The organism is Pseudomonas sp. NPDC087814, from assembly GCF_044742865.1.
Lineage (GTDB): Bacteria > Pseudomonadota > Gammaproteobacteria > Pseudomonadales > Pseudomonadaceae > Aquipseudomonas.
The window spans coordinates 2,876-21,116 of sequence record NZ_JBIUVK010000008.1 but is presented as its reverse complement, the minus strand read 5'-3'; the positions used below and the strand labels follow the sequence as shown (position 1 = coordinate 21,116).

The window sequence follows — 18,241 nt, the reverse complement described above, 5'->3', positions numbered from 1 at the left end:
CACGGTCTGCCTCAGGGTTGCCAATACGCCATCTTTTACAAGAACTTGCCAGAGGAATAGTCGTGGATTCTCGATTGAATGCCTTTCTTGAGCGTGCCGACGCGGTACTGGCTCGCCTGGAGCCCTTGTTGCCTGCCCCGCGCGAAGCCGTTGACTGGAACCATTGCCTGGCTGCCCGTTGGCAGCGCGAAGGTCGCAGCGGCTTTTTATTGCCACTGGAAGTCAGCCTGGATATGCGCCTGTCCGACCTGATCGGCGTGGATAAACAGCGCGAACAATTGGCCCGTAACACCCAACAGTTTCTCGACGGCCTGCCGGCCAACCATGCGCTGCTCTGGGGCTCGCGCGGCACCGGTAAATCGTCCATGGTGCGCGCCTTGCTGGCGCAGCACGCCAAGGCCGGGCTGCGCCTGATCGAGATCGAGCGCGATCACCTGGCGGACCTGCCGCGGGTGGTCGAGCAACTGATCAAATTGCCACAACGCTTTGTGTTGTTCTGCGATGACCTGTCTTTCGAAGCCGGCGAGAGCGATTATCGTGTGCTCAAGAGCGTACTCGACGGCTCCCTGGAGCAGGCGCCGGAAAACGTCCTGTTGTATGCCACCTCCAACCGTCGTCACCTGGTGCCCGAGAACCAGAGCGATAACGAGAACTGGAAGACCATAGACGGCGAGCTGCATCCCAACGAAGCGGTGGAGGACAAGATTGCCCTGTCTGACCGTTTCGGTTTGTGGCTGTCGTTTTACCCGTTCAATCAGGAGCACTTCCTGGATGTGGTCGAGCACTGGATCGGCGAGTTGGCGAGCAAGGCCGGTCTGCAGTGGCAACGCGATGAAGAGTTGGACATCCTCGCGGTGCGCTGGGCCACCGGGCGCGGTAATCGCAACGGCCGTTGTGCCTATCAGTTCGCCCGCTACTGGGTGGGCCTCAAGTTGTTGGAGCGTCAACCATGATTGATTTGCAACAGGCTGGAACCGGCCTCGATGGCTACGCCATGCTGCATGCGCAGCTGGAATCGCTGTTGGCGGATGAGCGGGATTTCATTGCCAATGCCGCGCAGTTTTCTGCGTTCCTGTTCAACCAGCTGGATGATTTGAACTGGGCAGGCTTCTACCTCAACCGCAATGAAGAGCTGGTGCTCGGGCCGTTCCAGGGGCAGATCGCCTGTGTGCGCATTCCGTTCGGTCGCGGTGTGTGCGGCGCGGCAGCGGCCTCGCGGCAAACCCAGCGGGTGGAAGACGTGCATGCATTCCCGGGGCATATCGCCTGTGACAGTGCGTCCAACAGCGAGTTGGTCGTCCCGTTGGTCAAGGACGGGCGCTTGATTGGTGTGCTCGACCTGGACAGCCCATCGCTGTCGCGGTTTACCCCGCAGGATCAGGCCGGCATCGAGCAGTTGGCGGCGATTTTCCTGCGGTTGACCGATTGTTGATGGGGTGAGTCTCCTGCAGGAGCGAGCAAGTTCGCTCCTGCAGGCTATCGACAGTCCAGCACGTCCAGTTGCATCTGCAGCATCCTCTCCAGCTCAAGCATGGATTTCTCTATTGCCTTGATGCCCGCCTCGATAACGTGTGGTGTCTCGCGTTCGCCACACGCCTGCTCCAACGCTTCGCATTGTCCGGACAAGGTATCGGCCTGGATGATCCGGGCGGCGCCCTTGATCTTGTGGGCCTGGTCGATCAGGTCGCCGGGCGCGGCTTGCCGTGCCAGCATGGCCATCAGCTCGACCCGATCATTCCGGCTGCTGCTGAGCAACTCCTCGAGCAAACGCCGGCTCAATTGTGGGTCACCGCCCGTCATCGCGTCCAGGCTTTGCAGGGTAAACACGTTGCGGGTGGGCAGCGGATCGACCTGCGCCAGGTGCTGTTCCAGCGCAGTAAGACTGATGGGTTTGAACAGGCAGTCATTCATGCCGGCGTCAAAGCAGCGTTGTTTCTCCTCGGGCTGCGCGTTGGCGGTGAAGCCGAGTATCACGCACGGGGTTTTCTGCTCGCGCTCCTCATACTCGCGAATGGAGTGACTCAATTCGTAGCCGTTCATGATCGGCATATTGCAGTCGGCAATGACCAGGTCGAAGTGTTCCTGGCGCCAGGCCTGGAACCCCGCAGCACCATGATGGGCCGCGGTGAACTGATGCCCCAGGAAACCCAGTTGCTGGCACATCAGCAAGCGGTTGGCCGGATGGTCATCCACCACCAGCACGTTGAGTACTGGCGCCGGCGTGGCCGCGGCCGGTTCAAGCTTGTCTACGGCCTTGACCGGCGGCAGGCTGGTCATCTTCAGGCTGACGTGGACCTGGGTGCCTACCATGGGCACGCTGCTCAGGCTCAATTGCCCGCCCATCATGGCGCACAGGCTGCGACAGATCACCAGGCCCAGGCCGGCGCCGCTCCTGGCCAGGTGCCCGGAGTTGTCGGCCTGGGCGAACGGCTCGAACAGGCGTAGCTGGTCTTCGCGATTGATCCCGATGCCGGTGTCCTCCACTACCAGTTTCATCTCGATCTGTTGAGGTTGTCCGGTCGCCTTCAGCTGCACCTTGATCTTCACCTGCCCGCGTTCAGTGAACTTGATCGCATTGCTCACCAGGTTCGAGAGCACCTGCTTGAACCGCAGAGGGTCGATCAGTACGTCGGTATCCTCGACATCGGGGGTGAACTCCAGCACCAGGCTCAGGGTTTTCTGGCGCGCCAGGCCATCGAACACGCGGACCACCGACTCGATGACTTCGCGCAGGTTGACCCGCTCCGGGGCCAGGCTCAATCGACCGGATTCGATACGTGCAATGTCCAGAATGTCGCCAATCAACTCCAGCAGGTCCTTGGCCGAGTTGTAGGCGACCTCGATCGCAGGGCGATCAAGATGACCCTGATCGGCGCGCTTGAGTGTCAATTCCAGCATGCCAATGACGGCGTTCATCGGCGTGCGGATTTCGTGGCTCATGGTGGCCAGGAACGTGCTTTTCGCGCGATTGGCCTCGTCGGCGCGTTCCTTGGCGGCGCGCAGTTCGTCGAACAACTGGCGCCGTTCGCTGATATCGATCCAGCCGCCAATGATGCCCTGGACCTCGCCCACGGAGTCGCGGTAGGGGAGGATCCAGTGGTAGATCGTGAGTTTCTTCCCGTGCACGTGCAGGGTGCGATCAAGGATCAACGGTTTACCCTCGGCCACTACCCGCTGGTAGTCGGCATGGTACTGCGCCGCCTCCGTCTCAAGGGCCATGCTCATCTGCGTGATGCTTTTGCCGATGACGTCTTCACGCTTGATGTCGAACGTCTGCAGGTAGCTGTCGTTGCAGGTCTGCAGATAGCCGTTGTGGTCGCGTACGTAGATCGGATGGGGCGTTTCATTGACCAGCGCCCGCATGAACTCGAACTGGTCGTTAAGGGCGCGCTCGGCCAGTTTTCGGTGCTTGATCTGGCGCTGCAGGTAGCCGTTCCAGGCCAGGGAAATCAACAGCAGCAGCCCAGTGCCGATGATGATCTGGGCAATCAGGCGATGGTAATTGCGCCAGTAGCCATCGGACGCTGCGTTGTAGCCGCGCCAGCGGCTGTTGATCGCCGCCATCTCATCCGGGGCGATACTCAGCAGTGCCTTGTCCAGGATCGAACTCAGCTCCGTGGCGTGTCGGGACGTCGCCAGGGCAAACGTCGCAGGCAACGTGCCGATGCTGGAACTGATCTGCAGTTTGTCCTGGAATGCCGGAGAAGAAAGCAGGTAGTTGGCGATCACCAAAGGGTTCACTGCGCCGTCGACTTGCCCCTGTGCCAGCAATTCCGATGCCTTGAAGGTATCCCCGGTTTCCACCAGGTTTATCTGGGCAAATGCCTGCTGCAGGAATTTTTCCAGCTGATTGCCCTGGGTAATCGCCAGGCGCTTGCCGGCCAGTTCTTGAAGGCTTGTGGGCGCGCCCGGCTCTTTACGGGTCAATAATACGTAGGAGTTTTCCAGGTAGGGGCGGCTGAAGTTCAACTGGGACTCGCGCCCGGTACTTGGGGTAATTGCGCCGATGATGTCGGCTGCACCGGTCTGCACCAGTTCCATCATGTTGGCGACGTCACGCACGTGTTGAATCTCGAAGCGCAGGCCGGTTCGCAGGCGGATCAGCTCCAGCACGTCGGAGGTGATGCCTCGGAAGTTGCCGTCGGTATCAAAGAACGTCAGGGGGGCGAGGGTTTCATTGACCACCACCTTCACCACGGGGTTGTCCTTGAGCCAGCGCTCTTCGCGCAGGCTCAGTTGCAGCTTGCGGTCGGTCAGCAGAATGTCGCTGCCCGCACTCCAGCGCTTGGCGATGCTGTCACGTTCATAGGTTGATACGCCATCGAGCACTGAGTCGATGATACTCAGGAGAATGGGTTGATCCTTGCGCAAGGCGAAGCTGAACCCGTGGGCCTCGTGCTTGCCGAAGTTGGCCATGCGGATATTTTTCAGGTAGCCCTTGTTGATCATGTAGTGAGTGGAAATGGTGTCGCCCAGGAATACGTCAGCCTGGTCGAATGCCACGGCATTCAAGGCATTTTGATAGGACGGGTAGGCGTGGATGGTCGCCTTGGGGTACAGCGCCTGCACTTCGTCCATGGGCAGGTAATGGTAGACAAGACTCAGGCGCAGGCCGGCCAGGCCGTCGCCAAGGTCGCGGTTCTCACCTTCACGGGTCACCAGTACCGGCTGATCCACTGCGTAGGGCAGTGACAGCACGATGTCGGGATTCGCCGCTTCAAAACCGTTGGCAGACCCCAGAAAATCGATTTCGCCGTTTGCCAGCGCCTGGATCGCGGCTTCACGGGAGGAGTAGCGCAACACGGTGAGCGGTATCGCCAGTGTCCTGGCCAGCAGCCCGGCGTAATCGGCAGTCAGCCCTTCATAATCACGCCCGCTGGAGGTGATGTCGAAGGGCGGATAGTCGGGTGCAGAGGTGCCCAGTATCAGTTCCCGTTTGTTCTGCAGCCACTGGCGTTGTGTCTTGTTCAGGGGGGTGTCCAGTTGAACGGCACCGGCACGCCCCAGCAGGGCATATTGCTCGGGAACAGTTTGTTCGGCAGGCACGGAAGTGCTGAGGCACACCCCGATACTCAATATGATTAGATAGTCCTTTAATCGCCTGGGCATCCGATTTCTCACACTAGCGCGTTACGTTTTGCCATCTCGATAAGTTCTACCAAGGATTTGGCTTTCAGTTTTTGCATGAGCCTTTTTTTGTAAGTGCTGACGGTCTTGTTGCTGAGAAACATGCCCTTGGCGATTTCCTTGTTTGTCCGGCCTTGGGCAAAAAGTTGTAATACCATGAGTTCACGATCGTTGACGACTTTGAAGAGTTCAAGCTCTTCATTGTTATCCGTTTCGTTAGTGCTGCCGTTAAGGGCCTGGCTCGGGAAGTAGTTGTAACCTGACAAGACTGCCCTGATGGCACTGAGCAGTTCGCTCAAGTCACCTTCCTTGCACACATAGCCATCCGCGCCGGAGCGCATGCACCGGGTAGCAAAGAGCTTGGGGGTCTGGGCAGTGAGTATCAACGTCTTGGTCGGCGTACTCATTGCGTTGAACCGGCACAGCACTTCCAGGCCATCGAGTTTCGGAATGCCGATATCAAGGATAATCAGGTCAGGCTGACACTCCTTGACCATTTGTATCGCATCACAACCGTTATCGGCTTCTCCCACTACTTTATAGCCTTCGTGTTCTAACAACATCCGAATGGCAAGTCGGATGACGGGGTGGTCGTCAATAATAAAAACTGAGTTCATGATCAAATTCCATACAGGCGCAAATAAAGTCGGCACATTAGCTCACATGGCAATGAAGGAGGATGAACTTGATGTGGAACAAACGTAAAACAAGAATAATCCTACATCAAAAAAAGCAAGGGATTACGCTCTGTGAGGTGTTTGTTGTTTGGGTGTAAGAGTTTTGCGTGGGTGGAATTTAAAAGTAACTGGTCGTGAGAGCGCAGCGTTATAAAGAGGCGTTTTCGGATTGCCCGGGTGTTTAACTTCCTACTTTTCTGTTGAACGAGTAAGACGTGATTGGCGTATGAGTTCATTCAGCTCAAGGTGGCTTAACGGCTTCGACAAATAGCCAAGTAATGGAAAGTTGCGTCGGGATGCCTGGGCCATCAGGTGTTCCAGTTCATTGACGGGCAGGCCGCTGAGCAATATCGCGGACCTTATAAAGCCTCTGCGGTTGGCAATTTCAATCAACTCCAGCCCGGGCAAGTCGGGCAAACATTGATCACAGAGCAGAATATCGAATGGCACGTCGGTTTGTGTCATCAGCCGCATTGCCTGTTCTGCATTCTCGGCCAGTGCCAGGTCGTGGTAGCCATAGTTTCGTAGCAGGCATTGGGTGGCCAGCAATTGAAAGGGGTGATCCTCCACCAACAGGATGCGAAGTTGTTCGAGCATGGTTTTTTCCATGGAATGGACAAGAGCCCTGAAGACGCTCCACCAGGGCGTGTAGTAAGAAGTTAATGGGCCCGCCAGCTATCGGGCGCAGGAGCAGGTCGAAAGACTGCGGTCAGGGCGCGCGATTATTCATCGCGGCGGGGAAGAACTTCGATCAGGCCGCTCTGTTCCGTGCGTAGGGCGATTCTTTGAAAAGGCGCCCTGGCCATCAGCCAGGGCTCCGATTTATTGCGGGCTGGAGCGGCCGGTCATCTCGCGGGCCATCTCGCTGGCGTAGCTGTCAGTCATGCCGGCGATAAAGTCGATCATGCGCAGGAAGGACGCGTGCAATGACCAGGAAGGGTCCGGAGCGCTATTGCCCAGCAGGTCGAGGATGCGTCGGTTCTTGAACGACGGGGTGCGACCGCCATGTTGTTCCAGGGCCGCGCCGCAGAAGGCATTCAAGAGGATTTCCAGGGTGGTGTAGGCGCCGATCTCATGCAGGGTCTTGCGCTTGTCCTGGAAAATCTTCTTGCGGGCCATGTCCTTGGCATCCAGCACGCAGCGCTTGGCCGGGCCGTGCATATGTTCCACCAGGTCCCCCGGCAGGGTGCCGGCCAGCAGCGCGTCCTGTTGTTCGACGAACGCCCGGGCCGCGGCGTTGGTCAGGTGTTCGATGGCCTTGCCTCGCAGGATCGCCAGCTTGCGTCGCCGGGAATCCAGCGGGCCGAGTTGCCGATAGGTTTGCGGCAAGTCGTCGCCCACCAGGTCCAGCAGCAGTGACTCGACCTCGGCGTATTCCAGCAGCTCCATTTCCAGGCCGTCCTCGAGGTCGATCAACGCGTAGCAGATATCGTCAGCCGCCTCCATCAGGTACACCAGCGGGTGCCGGGCCCAGCGTTGTTCTTCCAACTGCGGCAAGCCGAGCTTCTGGGCGATCTGCTCCAGGATCGGCAGTTCGCTCTGGTAGCAGCCGAACTTGTGTTTCTTGTAGCCCAGGGAGTCGGCGTGGCGGGCGGTCCAGGGGTATTTCAGGTAGGTGCCCAAGGTGGCGTAGGTCAGGCGGGTGCCACCATCAAACTGGTGGTATTCCAGTTGCGTGAGTACCCGGAAGCCCTGGGCATTGCCTTCGAAATTGAGGAAGTCATTGCGTTCGGCGCTGCTCATGTCATCCAGCCAGCCACGGCCCGAAGCTTGCTGGAACCAGTGCCGGATCGCGTCCTCGCCGGAATGGCCGAAGGGTGGGTTGCCGATGTCATGGGCCAGGCAGGCCGACTGCACCACCATGCCCAGGTCGCTCGGGTCGCACCAGTCGGGCAGGGCACTGCGGATGGTCTCGCCCACGCGCATGCCCAGGGATCGTCCCACGCAACTGACTTCCAGGGAGTGGGTCAGCCGGGTGTGGATGTGATCGTTGCTGGTCACCGGGTGCACTTGCGTCTTGCGGCCCAGGCGGCGAAACGCACCGGAAAAGATGATGCGGTCATGGTCTTTGTGAAACGGACTGCGCCCCAGTTCTTCCGGGCTGTGCAGGGGTTTTCCAAGGCGTTCGCGGGTAAGCAGGGTGGGCCAATCCAAGGCGGGTACTCTCCGTGCGGTGAATGACGGCTCCCAGCTTCCCGGTTCAGCCAGGCCTTCGCAAGCGAAAAACTACAGGCCGGCGGCGTCGATATCGATTAACAGCAGGCGCTGACCATTATCAAAGAATTGTCCGGCAGTCAGGCAGTACTGGTTGGTCGTGGCATCGCGATAGGTTGAGGACAGGGTCAGCCGCCGCTCCTCCCAACCTTCGGCCAGCAAATGATAAAAATACGGACGCCATGACCAGTTGTGGCCCAGGTAGCGGCTGTCGGCTTGCCAGGCGCCCTGGTGCCATTCGAAGTTGGGTGTCAGTTGCGTGCCATGCCGGTCGCACTGGTAAAAACGCAGCAGCCAGGGAAACGCCGGCAATTGCGGCAGCTGGCTCAGCGGTGCGCGGGTGTGGGCCCAGGTTTGCAGGATCTGCATCAGCTCCGCCAGTTGCTGGCGCAGTTGCATGATCCGGCCACGTTCGGCGAGCTTCTGTTGGACATAGCCGGTGCGCAACTGGGCGAAGCGCGGCACGAATGCGTCGGTGTCGAACCAGTCCAGTTGGGCCTGGGCGAACAGGTAGCCCTGGACATAACGCGAACCGCATTCCAGGGCGAAATTCAGTTGGGCCTCGGTTTCCACCCCTTCGGCGATGATCCAGCAGCCGGTTTTTTCCGCCATTTGCGCCAGTGCCCGTACCACCTCACCGCTCGGGCCACCGCGGGCCGCGGCCTGGAACAGGCGCATGTCCAGCTTGAGAATGTCCGGCTGCAAGGCCAGCACCCGGTCCAGCTGCGAATAGCCGGCGCCGAAGTCATCAATGGCAATCCGCGCGCCGGCCTCGCGGTAGCGCTCGACGACTTCGGCCAGGCGCAGGATATCGCCGCCCAGTTCAGTGATCTCGAACACGATGCGGCGCGGGTCGACGTTATGCAGTTGCAATTGCTTCAGGCTCGGCAGTGCCTGGCCCGGGCGCAGGCGGGTGATCCAGCGTGGCGAGATATTCAGGCTGAGGAACCACTCCTGCGGGGCTTCATGCAGGCGGCTCAGGGCATTGTCACGGATCTGCCGGTCCAGGCGGCGCAAGGCCACCGAGGGCGTGCGCGGGTCGGCGAACAGCGGACCCACCGAGCGCAGTTGGCCATTCGTCTGGCGTAGGCGGCCCAGGGCTTCTACGCCGGCGATGCGGCCGGTGGCGGTGTCGATGAATGGCTGGAAGCAGGCGAGCGGTTGCCCGTCGATCACGGGGCCTCCTTAAAAGACCGGAAATAAAAAAGGCCCGGCCCTCAATGGAGAGGGCCGGGCCTGATCTGTTTGCAAGAATGCAGCCAGCACGCTCAACTTTTGCGCGAAGCACCTTGCATGGCCAGTTTGATCAGCGGGATCAAGCCGGCACCCAGCCGCACCAGGCGGGTCATGGTGCCGATTCCGCCACCCTTGGCGCCTTTGCCGGTGAGAAACCCCAGCAGCGTCACCACGCCCACGCCCCACAGCGGCGCGTGCTTGATGCCAAAACCGTCCTGCCAGCTCTGGCCCATATTGCGGACCTTTTGCAGCGGCAGCATCAGTTGCTGGGACTCGTGACGGATTTCCTGGCGGTGCATTTCCATGCGCAGGCGGATCAACGCCTTGCGCATTTCTCGCCGGGAAGTGTTTTGCGGCAATTCAGTCATGCTCATGGCAGCAGGCGCTCCCGGTCGTTGGCCAGCTCTTCGAGGGTGGCGTGGAACGGCGTGGACTCATCGAACACCGCCGCCTTCAGGCGCAACCCGCAGAATGCTGCGGCCAGTATGTAGAACACACACAGGCTGATAATCCCGGTCAGGCGGTAGGTATCCCACACCAGGATCATCACCAGCGCCGACAAACCCACCAGCAACAGCAAGGCAAACACCAGCGCCAGGCCGGCGAACAGCAACAGGCTGACGGTGCGGGCTTTCTGCTCCTGCAACTCGATGCCGAACAGCTCGACATGGCTGTGCAGCAAACCCAGAACAGCCGCGCCCAGGCGCCGTGAAGTAGAACTTGGGCCCGTGGACGAGCCGGATTCGCCGATAGACATGATTAGCGCCTTGTAGCCAGCAGGCCGATCAAAAAGCCCACGCCGGCCGCAATGCCGACGGACTGCCAGGGGTTGGCCTGCACATAGTCTTCAGTGGCCGTGACCGCCGCCTGGCCGCGTTCGCGCAGGGAGTCTTCGGTCAGTTGCAGGGTTTCACGGGCCTTGAGCAGGCTTTCGTGAATCTTGCTGCGAAGCTCGTCAGCCTGGTCACCGGCGAGGATCGCCGTGTCGTCCAGCAGCTTCTCGGTATCGCTGACCAGGGTTTGAAAATCCGCCATCAGTATTTCTTGAGCAGTCTTTGCCGTTTTTCTGGCCATGGTTATCTCCGTGAGTGGCTGGTCTGTTTACTTCTGGTTTCGAGTCACCGGTGTCGGTGAAGGTTCACTGCAATTGTCTGGTACAGCTTTTGCTTTGCCTTGGTGCGCGGGCCCGGTGCCTTGCGCTGAATCCGGGCGATTGGGGCTCAAACCCTGAAAAACCTTACCCTAAATAACTAAAACTCGCGGAAAAACCCTGTCGGATTCTGCCTTTTTCAATGATCGCTGCGCTAAAGCGGTTCACGGCCTCAAATGAGGGTCGGATCGTTGGTGCCAATTTAGTGCGCATCATGAAGGTCATGAACTGCTTTGGTGCTTTTTCCTGCATGTGCAGGCCTGCCATCCTCCATGGAAAATTTGCAAAGCGCGGTGGACACCCTAGTCCACAGCTCCAACACGCTGTTCATTCTGATTGGTGCGGTCATGGTCCTGGCCATGCACGCCGGCTTTGCCTTCCTGGAAGTCGGCACGGTGCGCCAGAAGAACCAGGTCAATGCCCTGTCGAAAATCCTCAGCGACTTCGCGATTTCCACACTGGCCTATTTCTTTATAGGCTATTGGATCTCCTACGGCGTGACCTTCATGCAACCGGCGGCGGTGATCAGCGCCGACCACGGCTACGGCCTGGTGAGGTTCTTCTTCCTGCTGACCTTCGCGGCGGCGATCCCGGCGATCATTTCCGGGGGAATCGCCGAGCGTGCACGGTTTGTTCCGCAACTGTGTGCCACTGCGTTGATCGTAGCCTTCATCTATCCGTTTTTCGAAGGCATGGTGTGGAACGGCAACTACGGACTGCAAGCCTGGTTGCTGGCCACCTTCGGCGCCAGCTTCCATGACTTTGCCGGCAGCGTCGTGGTGCACGCCATGGGCGGCTGGCTGGCGCTGGCGGCGGTGTTGTTGCTGGGGCCAAGGCAGGGGCGTTATCGGGAAGGGCGCCTGGTGGCGTTCGCGCCGTCGAGCATTCCATTCCTCGCGTTGGGCTCGTGGATCTTGATCGTCGGCTGGTTCGGCTTCAACGTCATGAGTGCGCAAACCCTGTCCGGGGTCAGCGGGCTGGTGGCGGTCAATTCGTTGATGGCGATGGTCGGTGGCACGGTAGCGGCATTGGTGATCGGCCGTAACGACCCAGGCTTCTTGCACAACGGTCCATTGGCCGGGTTGGTGGCGATCTGTGCCGGTTCCGACCTGATGCACCCGGTGGGCGCGTTGGTGACCGGCGTGGTGGCGGGCGGCTTGTTCGTCTGGTTCTTCATTGCCGCCCAGGATCGCTGGAAGATCGACGATGTGCTGGGTGTATGGCCGTTGCACGGGCTGTGCGGCGTGTGGGGCGGGATTGCCTGCGGGATCTTCGGCCAGACCGCCCTGGGCGGCCTGGGCGGCGTCAGTCTGATCAGCCAGTTGATCGGCACCGCACTGGGTGTGGTGGTGGCGCTGGCCGGTGGCTTCCTGGTGTATGGCGTGATCAAACGCGTGCATGGCCTGCGCTTGAGTCAGGAAGAAGAGTATTACGGCGCGGATTTGTCGATCCACAAGATTGGCGCGGTCAGTCAGGATTGAGGGGCGCGTCCCCTTCGTTCTGGTTGCAGCCATGTAACAGCCGGTACCGGCTCTGGCGCACTTCATCGACACGGCCTTGCACCTGCTGCTCCGACAACCCCAGCAGGATCAACGCATGGGAGGCGAGCATCAGGCTCGACTCCAGCAACTCGGGCACCACTTCAGTGGCGCCGGCGGCTTTCAGTTCGGCCAGCTGACTGTCGTCGCGGGTGCGTACCAGGATCGGCACGGTCAGGTTGATCCGCCGCGCTTCGTTGAGCACGGCCAGGGCGACGTCGCTGTTGTCCACCGCGATCACCACCAGGCGCGCACGTTCCAGGCCGACCGCGCTGAGCAGGGCGCCACGGCGGCAGTCGCCGTAATGCACGGCGCTGTCTTCGGTAGACGCTTCCTGGACTCGCTCCGGGTCGTCATCAAGGGCAATGAACGCCTGTTGTTCACGGTGCAGGAAGCGCCCGATGGACTGGCCAACCCGGCCGTAGCCGCAGATCACCGCGTGGTCGCGCAGCTCGGCATTCAGGGCCGTAATCTCTTCAAGCTGTACTTGCTGGTTGGGCTTGCGGTGCAGGCGCAGGGCAATCGCGGGTGCAGCCCTGAGCAACAGCGGAGTCAATAGCATCGAGCAGAAGGTGGCAGCCAGCAGCAGGCCGCTGATGTCGGCGGGCATCAGGCGGCTTTGCTGCATTTGCGCCATCAAGGCGAAACAGAACTCGCCGCCCTGGGCCAGCGCCAGGCCGCTGCGCCAGGCGGTTTCACCGTCGCTGCCGCGCAGTTGCACCAATAGCGCGACCACACAGCCTTTGATCAACATCAGCGTGAGGGTCAGGCCGAGAATCAACAGGCTATGACTGACGAACAGTTGCAGGTCGATCAGCATGCCGATGCTGACAAAAAACAGTCCTAGCAGGATGTCGCGAAACGGTCGGATATCGGCTTCGATCTGATGGCGGTAATGGCTTTCCCCCAGCAGCATGCCGGCGAGAAACGCACCGAGTGCCGGGGACAGGCCCAGCAAGTGGGTCAGCCAGGCGGTGAGCAGTACGATCACCAGTGCCAGCAGCACGAACAATTCGGCCGAATGGGACGCCGCCACCTCACGGAACAAACGCGGCAGCAACCAGCGGCTGGCCAGCAGCAGGCCAAGGAACAGCACCACGGTTTTGCCCAGGGTCAGTGGCAATGCCCAGTACCAGGCTTGCTCGCTGTTACCGGCGAACACTGGCACGAGGGTCAGCAGCAATACGGCCACTACATCCTGGAACAGCAATACCCCAATCGCATTCTGGCCATGGCTGCTGAAGATTTCGCCGAGGCTGGTCAGCTCCTTGCTGACGATGGCGGTGGACGACAGTGCCAGTCCCGCACCGAGCAACAGCGCGGTCGTCGGCGACAGGCCGAACAGTGCCAGCAAACCGCCCAGCAGCAACCCGCAGCACAGTACCTGCAGGCTGCCCAAGCCAAACACCACCCGGCGCAGGCTGAGCATTTTGTTGAGAGAAAACTCCAGGCCCAGGGAAAACAGCAGGAACACCACACCCAGTTCGGCAAGGTCTGGCAACTCTTCGCTGTCATTGACCCAGTCGAGGGCGGTGGGGCCCACGGCCAGGCCAACACACAGATAGCCCAGCACCGGCGGCAGTTGCAGGCGACGAAACAGCGCAATCACCACCAGGGAGGAGGCCAGGATAATCAGCAGGTTGGCAAACACATGCAGCTCCATTGCAGGTATTACGGGAAAAAAGTCGCGAGAGTCGCTGAATCAGTTATACGCCATGCTGATCTGGGTCAGGCTTTTGCAGTGTCCCGACGCTGTTAGAATAGGCACCTGATTCTTCTCGGACCCTTTGCCATGCTTCCTGAATGTCAGTTGTTCGGCACCCTGGGCTGCCATCTGTGTGAGTTTGCCGAAGCCGAAATCATGCCGTTGGTCGAACACGGCCTGCTGGTGGAGTTGGTGGATATCGCCGATTCCGAGGCCCTGTATGAAGCCTACGGCCTGCGGATTCCGGTGCTGCGCCGGGTAGACACGGGCGCGGAGCTGGAGTGGCCGTTCGACGAAGCGCAGGTAGTGAACTTTCTTAGCTAGCACTCGGCGATGGCGAGTTCCCGATTATTCGGTTACTGTATGTTTGTACAGCGATTGAATGAGAGGGAACGCCCGTGGTGAATGTTGAACAACTGAAAAGCAGCGTCAATCGCATGTCCGCCGATGTCGTGCGCGACGCGGTGAACGAGCTGCGCCTCGATGGCCTGGTCACGGAAGGCAAGACGCCGTTTAACAAAGTGCATTTCAACACCTGCTTTGCCGAGATCGAGGCGCTGTTCCAGCGCGCGGGTTATCACAAGCAGCTGGATGTGGTGGGTTACCAGGGCTTGCTGTATGCGCTTTACGACCCGGGCCGCTGGGAAGCGGTGGATGTGCTGCGCTGGCTCAAGGAATTCACCGAGGCGGCCAGTGCGTCACCGGTGTTGCGCGCGGAATTGGCCAAGGCCTGAATCTGTGCTGGGCCTGATCCGGGTGCATGCGGGATAATGTGCGCCTGTATGTCCACGTCTTGAGCCTGCCATGTCCGTTTTTTCCGCTGCCCAGCACCAAGCCAGCACCTTGTACCTGCCGCCAGGCGCCTGGGCCACCGTGCTGGATTGCCTGTGTGAGCACTTCCAGGCCATCAGCCGTGAGCAATGGCTGGACCGCATCGCCCGGGGCAGGGTGCTGGACATCAATGGCACCCCCATCAATCAGGACCTCGCCTACCGCGAAGGCCTGTGCATCTACTACTTTCGCGAAGTACCGAACGAGAAAGTAATCCCGGTGCAGGAGACGATCCTGTACGCCGATGAACACCTGGTGGTAGCCGACAAGCCGCATTTCCTGCCGGTCACGCCTGCCGGTGAATACGTCGAGCAGACCCTGTTGCGGCGTTTGATCCGTCGCCTCGACAACCCGGCGCTGGTGCCGCTGCATCGCATTGATCGGCATACCGCAGGGCTGGTGTTGTTTTCGGCCAACCCCCAGACGCGCTCGGCGTATCAACAGCTGTTTCCCACGCGCAAGATCGACAAGTTCTACGAAGCCATTGCCCCTGCATTGCCTGGGCTGACCTTTCCGCTGGTGCACAAAAGCCGGCTGGTGGATGGCGAGCCGTTCTTTCGCATGCAGGAAGGCGAGGGGGCGAGCAACACCGAGACGGCGGTCGAGGTGCGGGAAAAGAATGGCGACCTGTGGCGCTATGGCCTGTTTCCGGTGACCGGCAAGAAGCATCAGTTGCGGGTGCACATGACGGCCCTGGGCGCGAGTATCTGCAACGATCCGTTCTACCCCGACGTTATCAAGGATGCCGAGGACGACTACGCCAACCCGCTCAAGCTGCTGGCCCAGGGGGTGCGTTTCATCGACCCGGTCACCGGCCTTGAGCGCGACTTTCGCAGCGAGATCAGCCTGGACTGGTAAACCCCAGCAACGAAAAAGCCCGCATTACGCGGGCTTTTTTGTATCTGGCGTTAAGACTTACAGGTCTTTAACGGTGCGAACCTGATCCTTGTTGATCTGGGTGCGCTTGCCATCCAGCTGTTCGAATTCGTAGAAGCCGGTGGACTTGTCGAATTTAGGAGTGTCGACGGCCTGGATTTCGCGACCGTCATTCAGGGTGATCACTGTCGGCGAGGCGCAACCGGCAAGGGTAGCGAGGCCCAGTGCAAGCATGAGAGCGGCGATGGTCCGTTGAGTCATGAGTTTGTCTCCGAGAGAATGCTTTGTTGAGTACTGACCTTGTGACGTGTGTAACGTCGGCAAAGTTCCTTGTTCGACGCTCATTCTGACACGCTGGGCGGGCGGTGCAACAACTCCGGTGTATTGAGGTTGGCCAGGCGCGGATCGTCGGCGGGGCAATCCAGGGCCTTGGCCCCCAGCGCCTGCATGATCTGGCGCGGGCTGCGCTCGCCGGCTGCCCAGGCCCGCTCGAAGGGCTCGCGCAGCGAAGTGGGGATCACGCAGAGCAGCGGTTCCCAGAAATCGCCGTGGCGCACCATCACCGGCAGCAACGGGTTTTGCTGCGCCGTACTGCGCAGGTCGGCGAGCAATCGTGCATCGATCTGCGGCACATCGCACGGCAATACCAGCAGATGCCCATGCTGCGCCACCGCCAGTCCTGCGCGAATGCCGGCCAGTGGCCCTGGAAAGTCGGGGCTGTCATCGCCTACCAATCGGTCGGCGTAGGCCGCGTACTGCGCCTGGTTGCGATTGCAGGAGATGATCAGGTCGTCGGTCAACGGCCGCACCAGGCGATGCAGGTGCGCAATCAGTGGCTGCCCGTGCCAGTCCAGCAGGCCCTTGTCGAGGCCGCCCATGCGCTGGCCACGACCGCCGGCCAGCAAAAGGATCGAGCAGGGCAGTGGGGAAGAATGGCTTGGCATGACGGCTCCTGCGGGCAGTGAAATGGGGGGCTGTGATATAACATCGGGCTGTTCCTTCGACAACCGGACCGAGCCATGAAAGCCAAGGCTGATGCGCCCTTTGTACCCCTGAATATCGCTGTATTGACGGTCAGCGACACCCGCACCCTGGAAACCGACACCTCGGGCCAGGTCTTCGTCGACCGCCTGACCGCCGCCGGTCACCTGCTGGCCGAGCGAGTTTTGCTTAAAGATGATCTGTACAAAATCCGTGCGCAAGTGGCGCACTGGATTGCCGAAGACGTGGTGCAGGTGGTGTTGATCACCGGCGGCACCGGCTTCACCGGCCGCGACAGCACTCCGGAAGCGGTGAGCTGCCTGCTGGATAAACAGGTGGATGGTTTCGGCGAACTGTTCCGGCAAATCTCCGTGGCCGATATCGGCACCTCCACCGTGCAATCCCGTGCCCTGGCCGGCCTGGCCAACGGCACACTGGTGTGCTGCCTGCCGGGCTCCACCAACGCGGTGCGCACCGGTTGGGACGGGATTCTCGCCGAGCAACTGGATAACCGTCACCGCCCGTGCAACTTCGTCCCGCATTTGAAACAGGCCGAGCCCTGTGAATCCCGTGGGTAAGCCGGGCAAGACCGGCGCGTTGATGCCGGTGGAAGACGCCCTCGAACAATTGCTGGCGATGGCCGAGGCAGCGCCGATTCGCGAGCCGGAAACGTTGCCGCTGGCCGAGTGTGATGGTCGGGTGCTGGCCCAGGCGTTGATCTCCACGCTGGACTTGCCGCCCTGGCCCAACAGCGCCATGGACGGATACGCCCTGCGCCTGGCGGACTGGACCGGTGAGCCACTGGTAGTCAGCCAGCGCATTTTTGCGGGCACGGCACCCGAGCCCTTGGCTGCCGGTACCTGCGCGCGGATCTTCACCGGAGCCCCGGTACCGGAGGGCGCGGACTGCGTCGAGATGCAGGAAAACGCCGTGGTCCATGCCGATCAGCGGGTGAGCTTCACCGAAGCGTTGCAGGTGGATCAAAACATCCGTCCCCAAGGCCAGGAAACCACGGTGGGCGAGTGGGTGTTGCCAGCAGGTACACGCCTGGGCCCGATCGAGTTGGGCCTGGCGGCTTCACTGGGTCGTGATCGGCTGGAAGTGGTACGACGCGCCCGCGTGGCTGTGCTGTCCACCGGCGACGAGTTGATCGAGCCGGGCCTGCCGCTGGGGCCCGGGCAGATCTACAACAGCAATCGCCGAGTGCTGTGCAGCTGGCTGGAGCGCCTGGGCTGCGAAGTGGTGGACGCCGGGATCCTGCCGGATGACCTGGAACAAACCCGCGAACGCCTGGGCGCATTGGGCTCGGTAGACCTGATTCTGTCCACCGGCGGTGTGTCGGTGGGCGAGGCGGATTTTCTCGGGATTGCGCTGCGGGAAGAAGGGGAGCTGGCGCTGTGGAAGCTGGCGATCAAGCCGGGCAAGCCGCTGACGTTCGGGCATTTCCGTGGTGTACCGGTGATCGGTTTGCCGGGCAATCCGGCGTCGACGCTGGTGACCTTTGCCTTGCTGGCGCGGCCTTACCTGTTGCGTCGCCAGGGCGTGGAAGACGTGCAGCCGCTGCGCATTGAAGTGCCCGTGGGATTTGTCTGGCCCAAGCCGGGGAATCGCCGCGAGTATTTGCGCGGGCGGCTGGAGCAGGGCAAGGCGATCATCTACCGCAACCAGAGCTCGGGTGTGCTGCGTAGCGCGGCGTGGGCCGAAGGTTTGGTAGAAGTGCTGGAGGGGACGACGCTGGAGATCGGTGACCGGGTCAACTTCATTCCGCTGAGTGAAGTGTTGAACTGAGCCCGATCTATCAAACAATGAAGATCAAAATGTGGGAGCGGGGGGGGGGGGGGGGGGGGGGGGGGGGTCGGGACACGAGTTTTTAGGTGAAAATCCGTAGGGGAGAGCCCACCACCCC

The 18,241-nt window shown here is 60.6% G+C and carries 19 protein-coding genes; 8 read left to right on the top strand and 11 right to left on the bottom strand.

Features of this window, described 5'->3' with window-relative positions; all coding sequences use genetic code 11:
- The first annotated feature begins 62 nt into the window (after positions 1-62).
- Together ACIOMR_RS09045 and ACIOMR_RS09040 are read left to right on the top strand one after the other, a co-directional pair.
- Positions 63-953: an ATP-binding protein gene (locus tag ACIOMR_RS09045; protein ID WP_003209065.1), complete on the top strand. Its 891-nt coding sequence runs from the start codon at positions 63-65 to the stop codon at positions 951-953.
- Complete coding sequence (locus tag ACIOMR_RS09040; RefSeq protein ID WP_003209067.1) at positions 950-1,432, top strand: GAF domain-containing protein; 483 nt, start codon at positions 950-952, stop codon at positions 1,430-1,432. The genes ACIOMR_RS09045 and ACIOMR_RS09040 overlap by 4 nt, the downstream gene beginning before the upstream one ends.
- Before the next feature lie 44 nt (positions 1,433-1,476).
- On the opposite strand, the gene ACIOMR_RS09035 is transcribed toward ACIOMR_RS09040, so the two are convergent.
- The 8 genes from ACIOMR_RS09035 to ACIOMR_RS09000 all read right to left on the bottom strand — a co-directional run bounded on the left by ACIOMR_RS09035 (position 1,477) and on the right by ACIOMR_RS09000 (position 10,328).
- Positions 1,477-5,109: a transporter substrate-binding domain-containing protein gene (locus ACIOMR_RS09035; protein WP_401193570.1), complete on the bottom strand. Its 3,633-nt coding sequence runs from the start codon at positions 5,107-5,109 to the stop codon at positions 1,477-1,479.
- Between the two features lie 8 nt (positions 5,110-5,117).
- Positions 5,118-5,744, bottom strand: coding sequence for a response regulator transcription factor (locus ACIOMR_RS09030; protein WP_003209072.1), 627 nt, complete (start codon positions 5,742-5,744; stop codon positions 5,118-5,120).
- A 249-nt stretch (positions 5,745-5,993) separates the two neighbouring features.
- Positions 5,994-6,401 (bottom strand): response regulator, encoded by a 408-nt coding sequence (locus ACIOMR_RS09025; RefSeq protein WP_003209073.1) that lies wholly within the window; start codon positions 6,399-6,401, stop codon positions 5,994-5,996.
- Positions 6,402-6,626: 225 nt separating this feature from the next.
- Positions 6,627-7,958, bottom strand: coding sequence for a deoxyguanosinetriphosphate triphosphohydrolase (locus ACIOMR_RS09020; protein WP_003209075.1), 1,332 nt, complete (start codon positions 7,956-7,958; stop codon positions 6,627-6,629).
- Positions 7,959-8,030: 72 nt separating this feature from the next.
- The gene (locus tag ACIOMR_RS09015; RefSeq protein ID WP_401193566.1) at positions 8,031-9,194 is read right to left on the bottom strand and encodes an EAL domain-containing protein; all 1,164 of its coding nucleotides are present in this window, start codon (positions 9,192-9,194) and stop codon (positions 8,031-8,033) included.
- A 92-nt stretch (positions 9,195-9,286) separates the two neighbouring features.
- Positions 9,287-9,628, bottom strand: coding sequence for a hypothetical protein (locus ACIOMR_RS09010; protein ID WP_008432159.1), 342 nt, complete (start codon positions 9,626-9,628; stop codon positions 9,287-9,289).
- The gene (locus tag ACIOMR_RS09005; RefSeq protein ID WP_003209078.1) at positions 9,625-10,011 is read right to left on the bottom strand and encodes a phage holin family protein; all 387 of its coding nucleotides are present in this window, start codon (positions 10,009-10,011) and stop codon (positions 9,625-9,627) included. Before ACIOMR_RS09005 ends, ACIOMR_RS09010 begins: the two co-directional genes overlap by 4 nt.
- A 2-nt stretch (positions 10,012-10,013) precedes the next feature.
- On the bottom strand, positions 10,014-10,328 hold the full coding sequence (locus ACIOMR_RS09000; protein ID WP_003209080.1) for a YqjD family protein: 315 nt from the start codon (positions 10,326-10,328) through the stop codon (positions 10,014-10,016).
- A gap of 348 nt (positions 10,329-10,676) precedes the next feature.
- Here ACIOMR_RS09000 and ACIOMR_RS08995 point away from each other — a divergent pair, with 348 nt between their 5' ends.
- Positions 10,677-11,885 carry an ammonium transporter gene (locus tag ACIOMR_RS08995; protein ID WP_401193561.1) on the top strand — a complete coding sequence of 403 codons (1,209 nt, stop codon included), beginning with the start codon at positions 10,677-10,679 and terminating at the stop codon, positions 11,883-11,885.
- Here ACIOMR_RS08995 and ACIOMR_RS08990 read toward each other — a convergent pair.
- The gene (locus ACIOMR_RS08990) at positions 11,872-13,593 is read right to left on the bottom strand and encodes a cation:proton antiporter (RefSeq protein ID WP_401193559.1); all 1,722 of its coding nucleotides are present in this window, start codon (positions 13,591-13,593) and stop codon (positions 11,872-11,874) included. The genes ACIOMR_RS08995 and ACIOMR_RS08990 overlap by 14 nt on opposite strands.
- A gap of 141 nt (positions 13,594-13,734) precedes the next feature.
- Between ACIOMR_RS08990 and ACIOMR_RS08985 the strand changes: the two genes are divergently transcribed.
- The 3 genes from ACIOMR_RS08985 to ACIOMR_RS08975 all read left to right on the top strand — a co-directional run bounded on the left by ACIOMR_RS08985 (position 13,735) and on the right by ACIOMR_RS08975 (position 15,336).
- Positions 13,735-13,971: a glutaredoxin family protein gene (locus tag ACIOMR_RS08985; protein ID WP_087694778.1), complete on the top strand. Its 237-nt coding sequence runs from the start codon at positions 13,735-13,737 to the stop codon at positions 13,969-13,971.
- Positions 13,972-14,045: 74 nt separating this feature from the next.
- On the top strand, positions 14,046-14,381 hold the full coding sequence (locus tag ACIOMR_RS08980) for a hypothetical protein (RefSeq protein ID WP_003209087.1): 336 nt from the start codon (positions 14,046-14,048) through the stop codon (positions 14,379-14,381).
- Between the two features lie 70 nt (positions 14,382-14,451).
- Entirely contained in the window at positions 14,452-15,336 is an 885-nt protein-coding gene (locus ACIOMR_RS08975; RefSeq protein WP_177028920.1) for a pseudouridine synthase, read from the top strand.
- A gap of 57 nt (positions 15,337-15,393) precedes the next feature.
- Here ACIOMR_RS08975 and ACIOMR_RS08970 read toward each other — a convergent pair whose 3' ends face one another.
- Both ACIOMR_RS08970 and mobA read right to left on the bottom strand, forming a co-directional pair.
- Entirely contained in the window at positions 15,394-15,615 is a 222-nt protein-coding gene (locus tag ACIOMR_RS08970) for a YgdI/YgdR family lipoprotein (RefSeq protein WP_003209090.1), read from the bottom strand.
- Between the two features lie 80 nt (positions 15,616-15,695).
- On the bottom strand, positions 15,696-16,298 hold the full coding sequence (mobA, locus tag ACIOMR_RS08965; protein WP_003209091.1) for a molybdenum cofactor guanylyltransferase MobA: 603 nt from the start codon (positions 16,296-16,298) through the stop codon (positions 15,696-15,698).
- Between the two features lie 75 nt (positions 16,299-16,373).
- Here mobA and moaB point away from each other — a divergent pair, with 75 nt between their 5' ends.
- Entirely contained in the window at positions 16,374-16,913 is a 540-nt protein-coding gene (gene moaB / locus ACIOMR_RS08960) for a molybdenum cofactor biosynthesis protein B (RefSeq protein ID WP_003209092.1), read from the top strand.
- Positions 16,897-18,123 (top strand): gephyrin-like molybdotransferase Glp, encoded by a 1,227-nt coding sequence (gene glp, locus ACIOMR_RS08955; RefSeq protein WP_177047123.1) that lies wholly within the window; start codon positions 16,897-16,899, stop codon positions 18,121-18,123. The genes moaB and glp overlap by 17 nt, the downstream gene beginning before the upstream one ends.
- Positions 18,124-18,241 lie beyond the last annotated feature (118 nt).

Bases quoted from the DNA above. Each gene is read 5' to 3' on its own strand.
- ACIOMR_RS09040 (WP_003209067.1), top strand. From the start codon at position 950: ATGATTGATTTGCAACAGGCTGGAACCGGCCTCGATGGCTACGCCATG.
- ACIOMR_RS09035 (WP_401193570.1), bottom strand. From the start codon at position 5,109: ATGCCCAGGCGATTAAAGGACTATCTAATCATATTGAGTATCGGGGTG.
- ACIOMR_RS09030 (WP_003209072.1), bottom strand. From the start codon at position 5,744: ATGAACTCAGTTTTTATTATTGACGACCACCCCGTCATCCGACTTGCC.
- ACIOMR_RS09025 (WP_003209073.1), bottom strand. From the start codon at position 6,401: ATGCTCGAACAACTTCGCATCCTGTTGGTGGAGGATCACCCCTTTCAA.
- ACIOMR_RS09010 (WP_008432159.1), bottom strand. From the start codon at position 9,628: ATGAGCATGACTGAATTGCCGCAAAACACTTCCCGGCGAGAAATGCGC.
- ACIOMR_RS09005 (WP_003209078.1), bottom strand. From the start codon at position 10,011: ATGTCTATCGGCGAATCCGGCTCGTCCACGGGCCCAAGTTCTACTTCA.
- ACIOMR_RS09000 (WP_003209080.1), bottom strand. From the start codon at position 10,328: ATGGCCAGAAAAACGGCAAAGACTGCTCAAGAAATACTGATGGCGGAT.
- ACIOMR_RS08995 (WP_401193561.1), top strand. From the start codon at position 10,677: ATGGAAAATTTGCAAAGCGCGGTGGACACCCTAGTCCACAGCTCCAAC.
- ACIOMR_RS08985 (WP_087694778.1), top strand. From the start codon at position 13,735: ATGCTTCCTGAATGTCAGTTGTTCGGCACCCTGGGCTGCCATCTGTGT.
- ACIOMR_RS08975 (WP_177028920.1), top strand. From the start codon at position 14,452: ATGTCCGTTTTTTCCGCTGCCCAGCACCAAGCCAGCACCTTGTACCTG.
- ACIOMR_RS08970 (WP_003209090.1), bottom strand. From the start codon at position 15,615: ATGACTCAACGGACCATCGCCGCTCTCATGCTTGCACTGGGCCTCGCT.
- mobA (WP_003209091.1), bottom strand. From the start codon at position 16,298: ATGCCAAGCCATTCTTCCCCACTGCCCTGCTCGATCCTTTTGCTGGCC.
- moaB (WP_003209092.1), top strand. From the start codon at position 16,374: ATGAAAGCCAAGGCTGATGCGCCCTTTGTACCCCTGAATATCGCTGTA.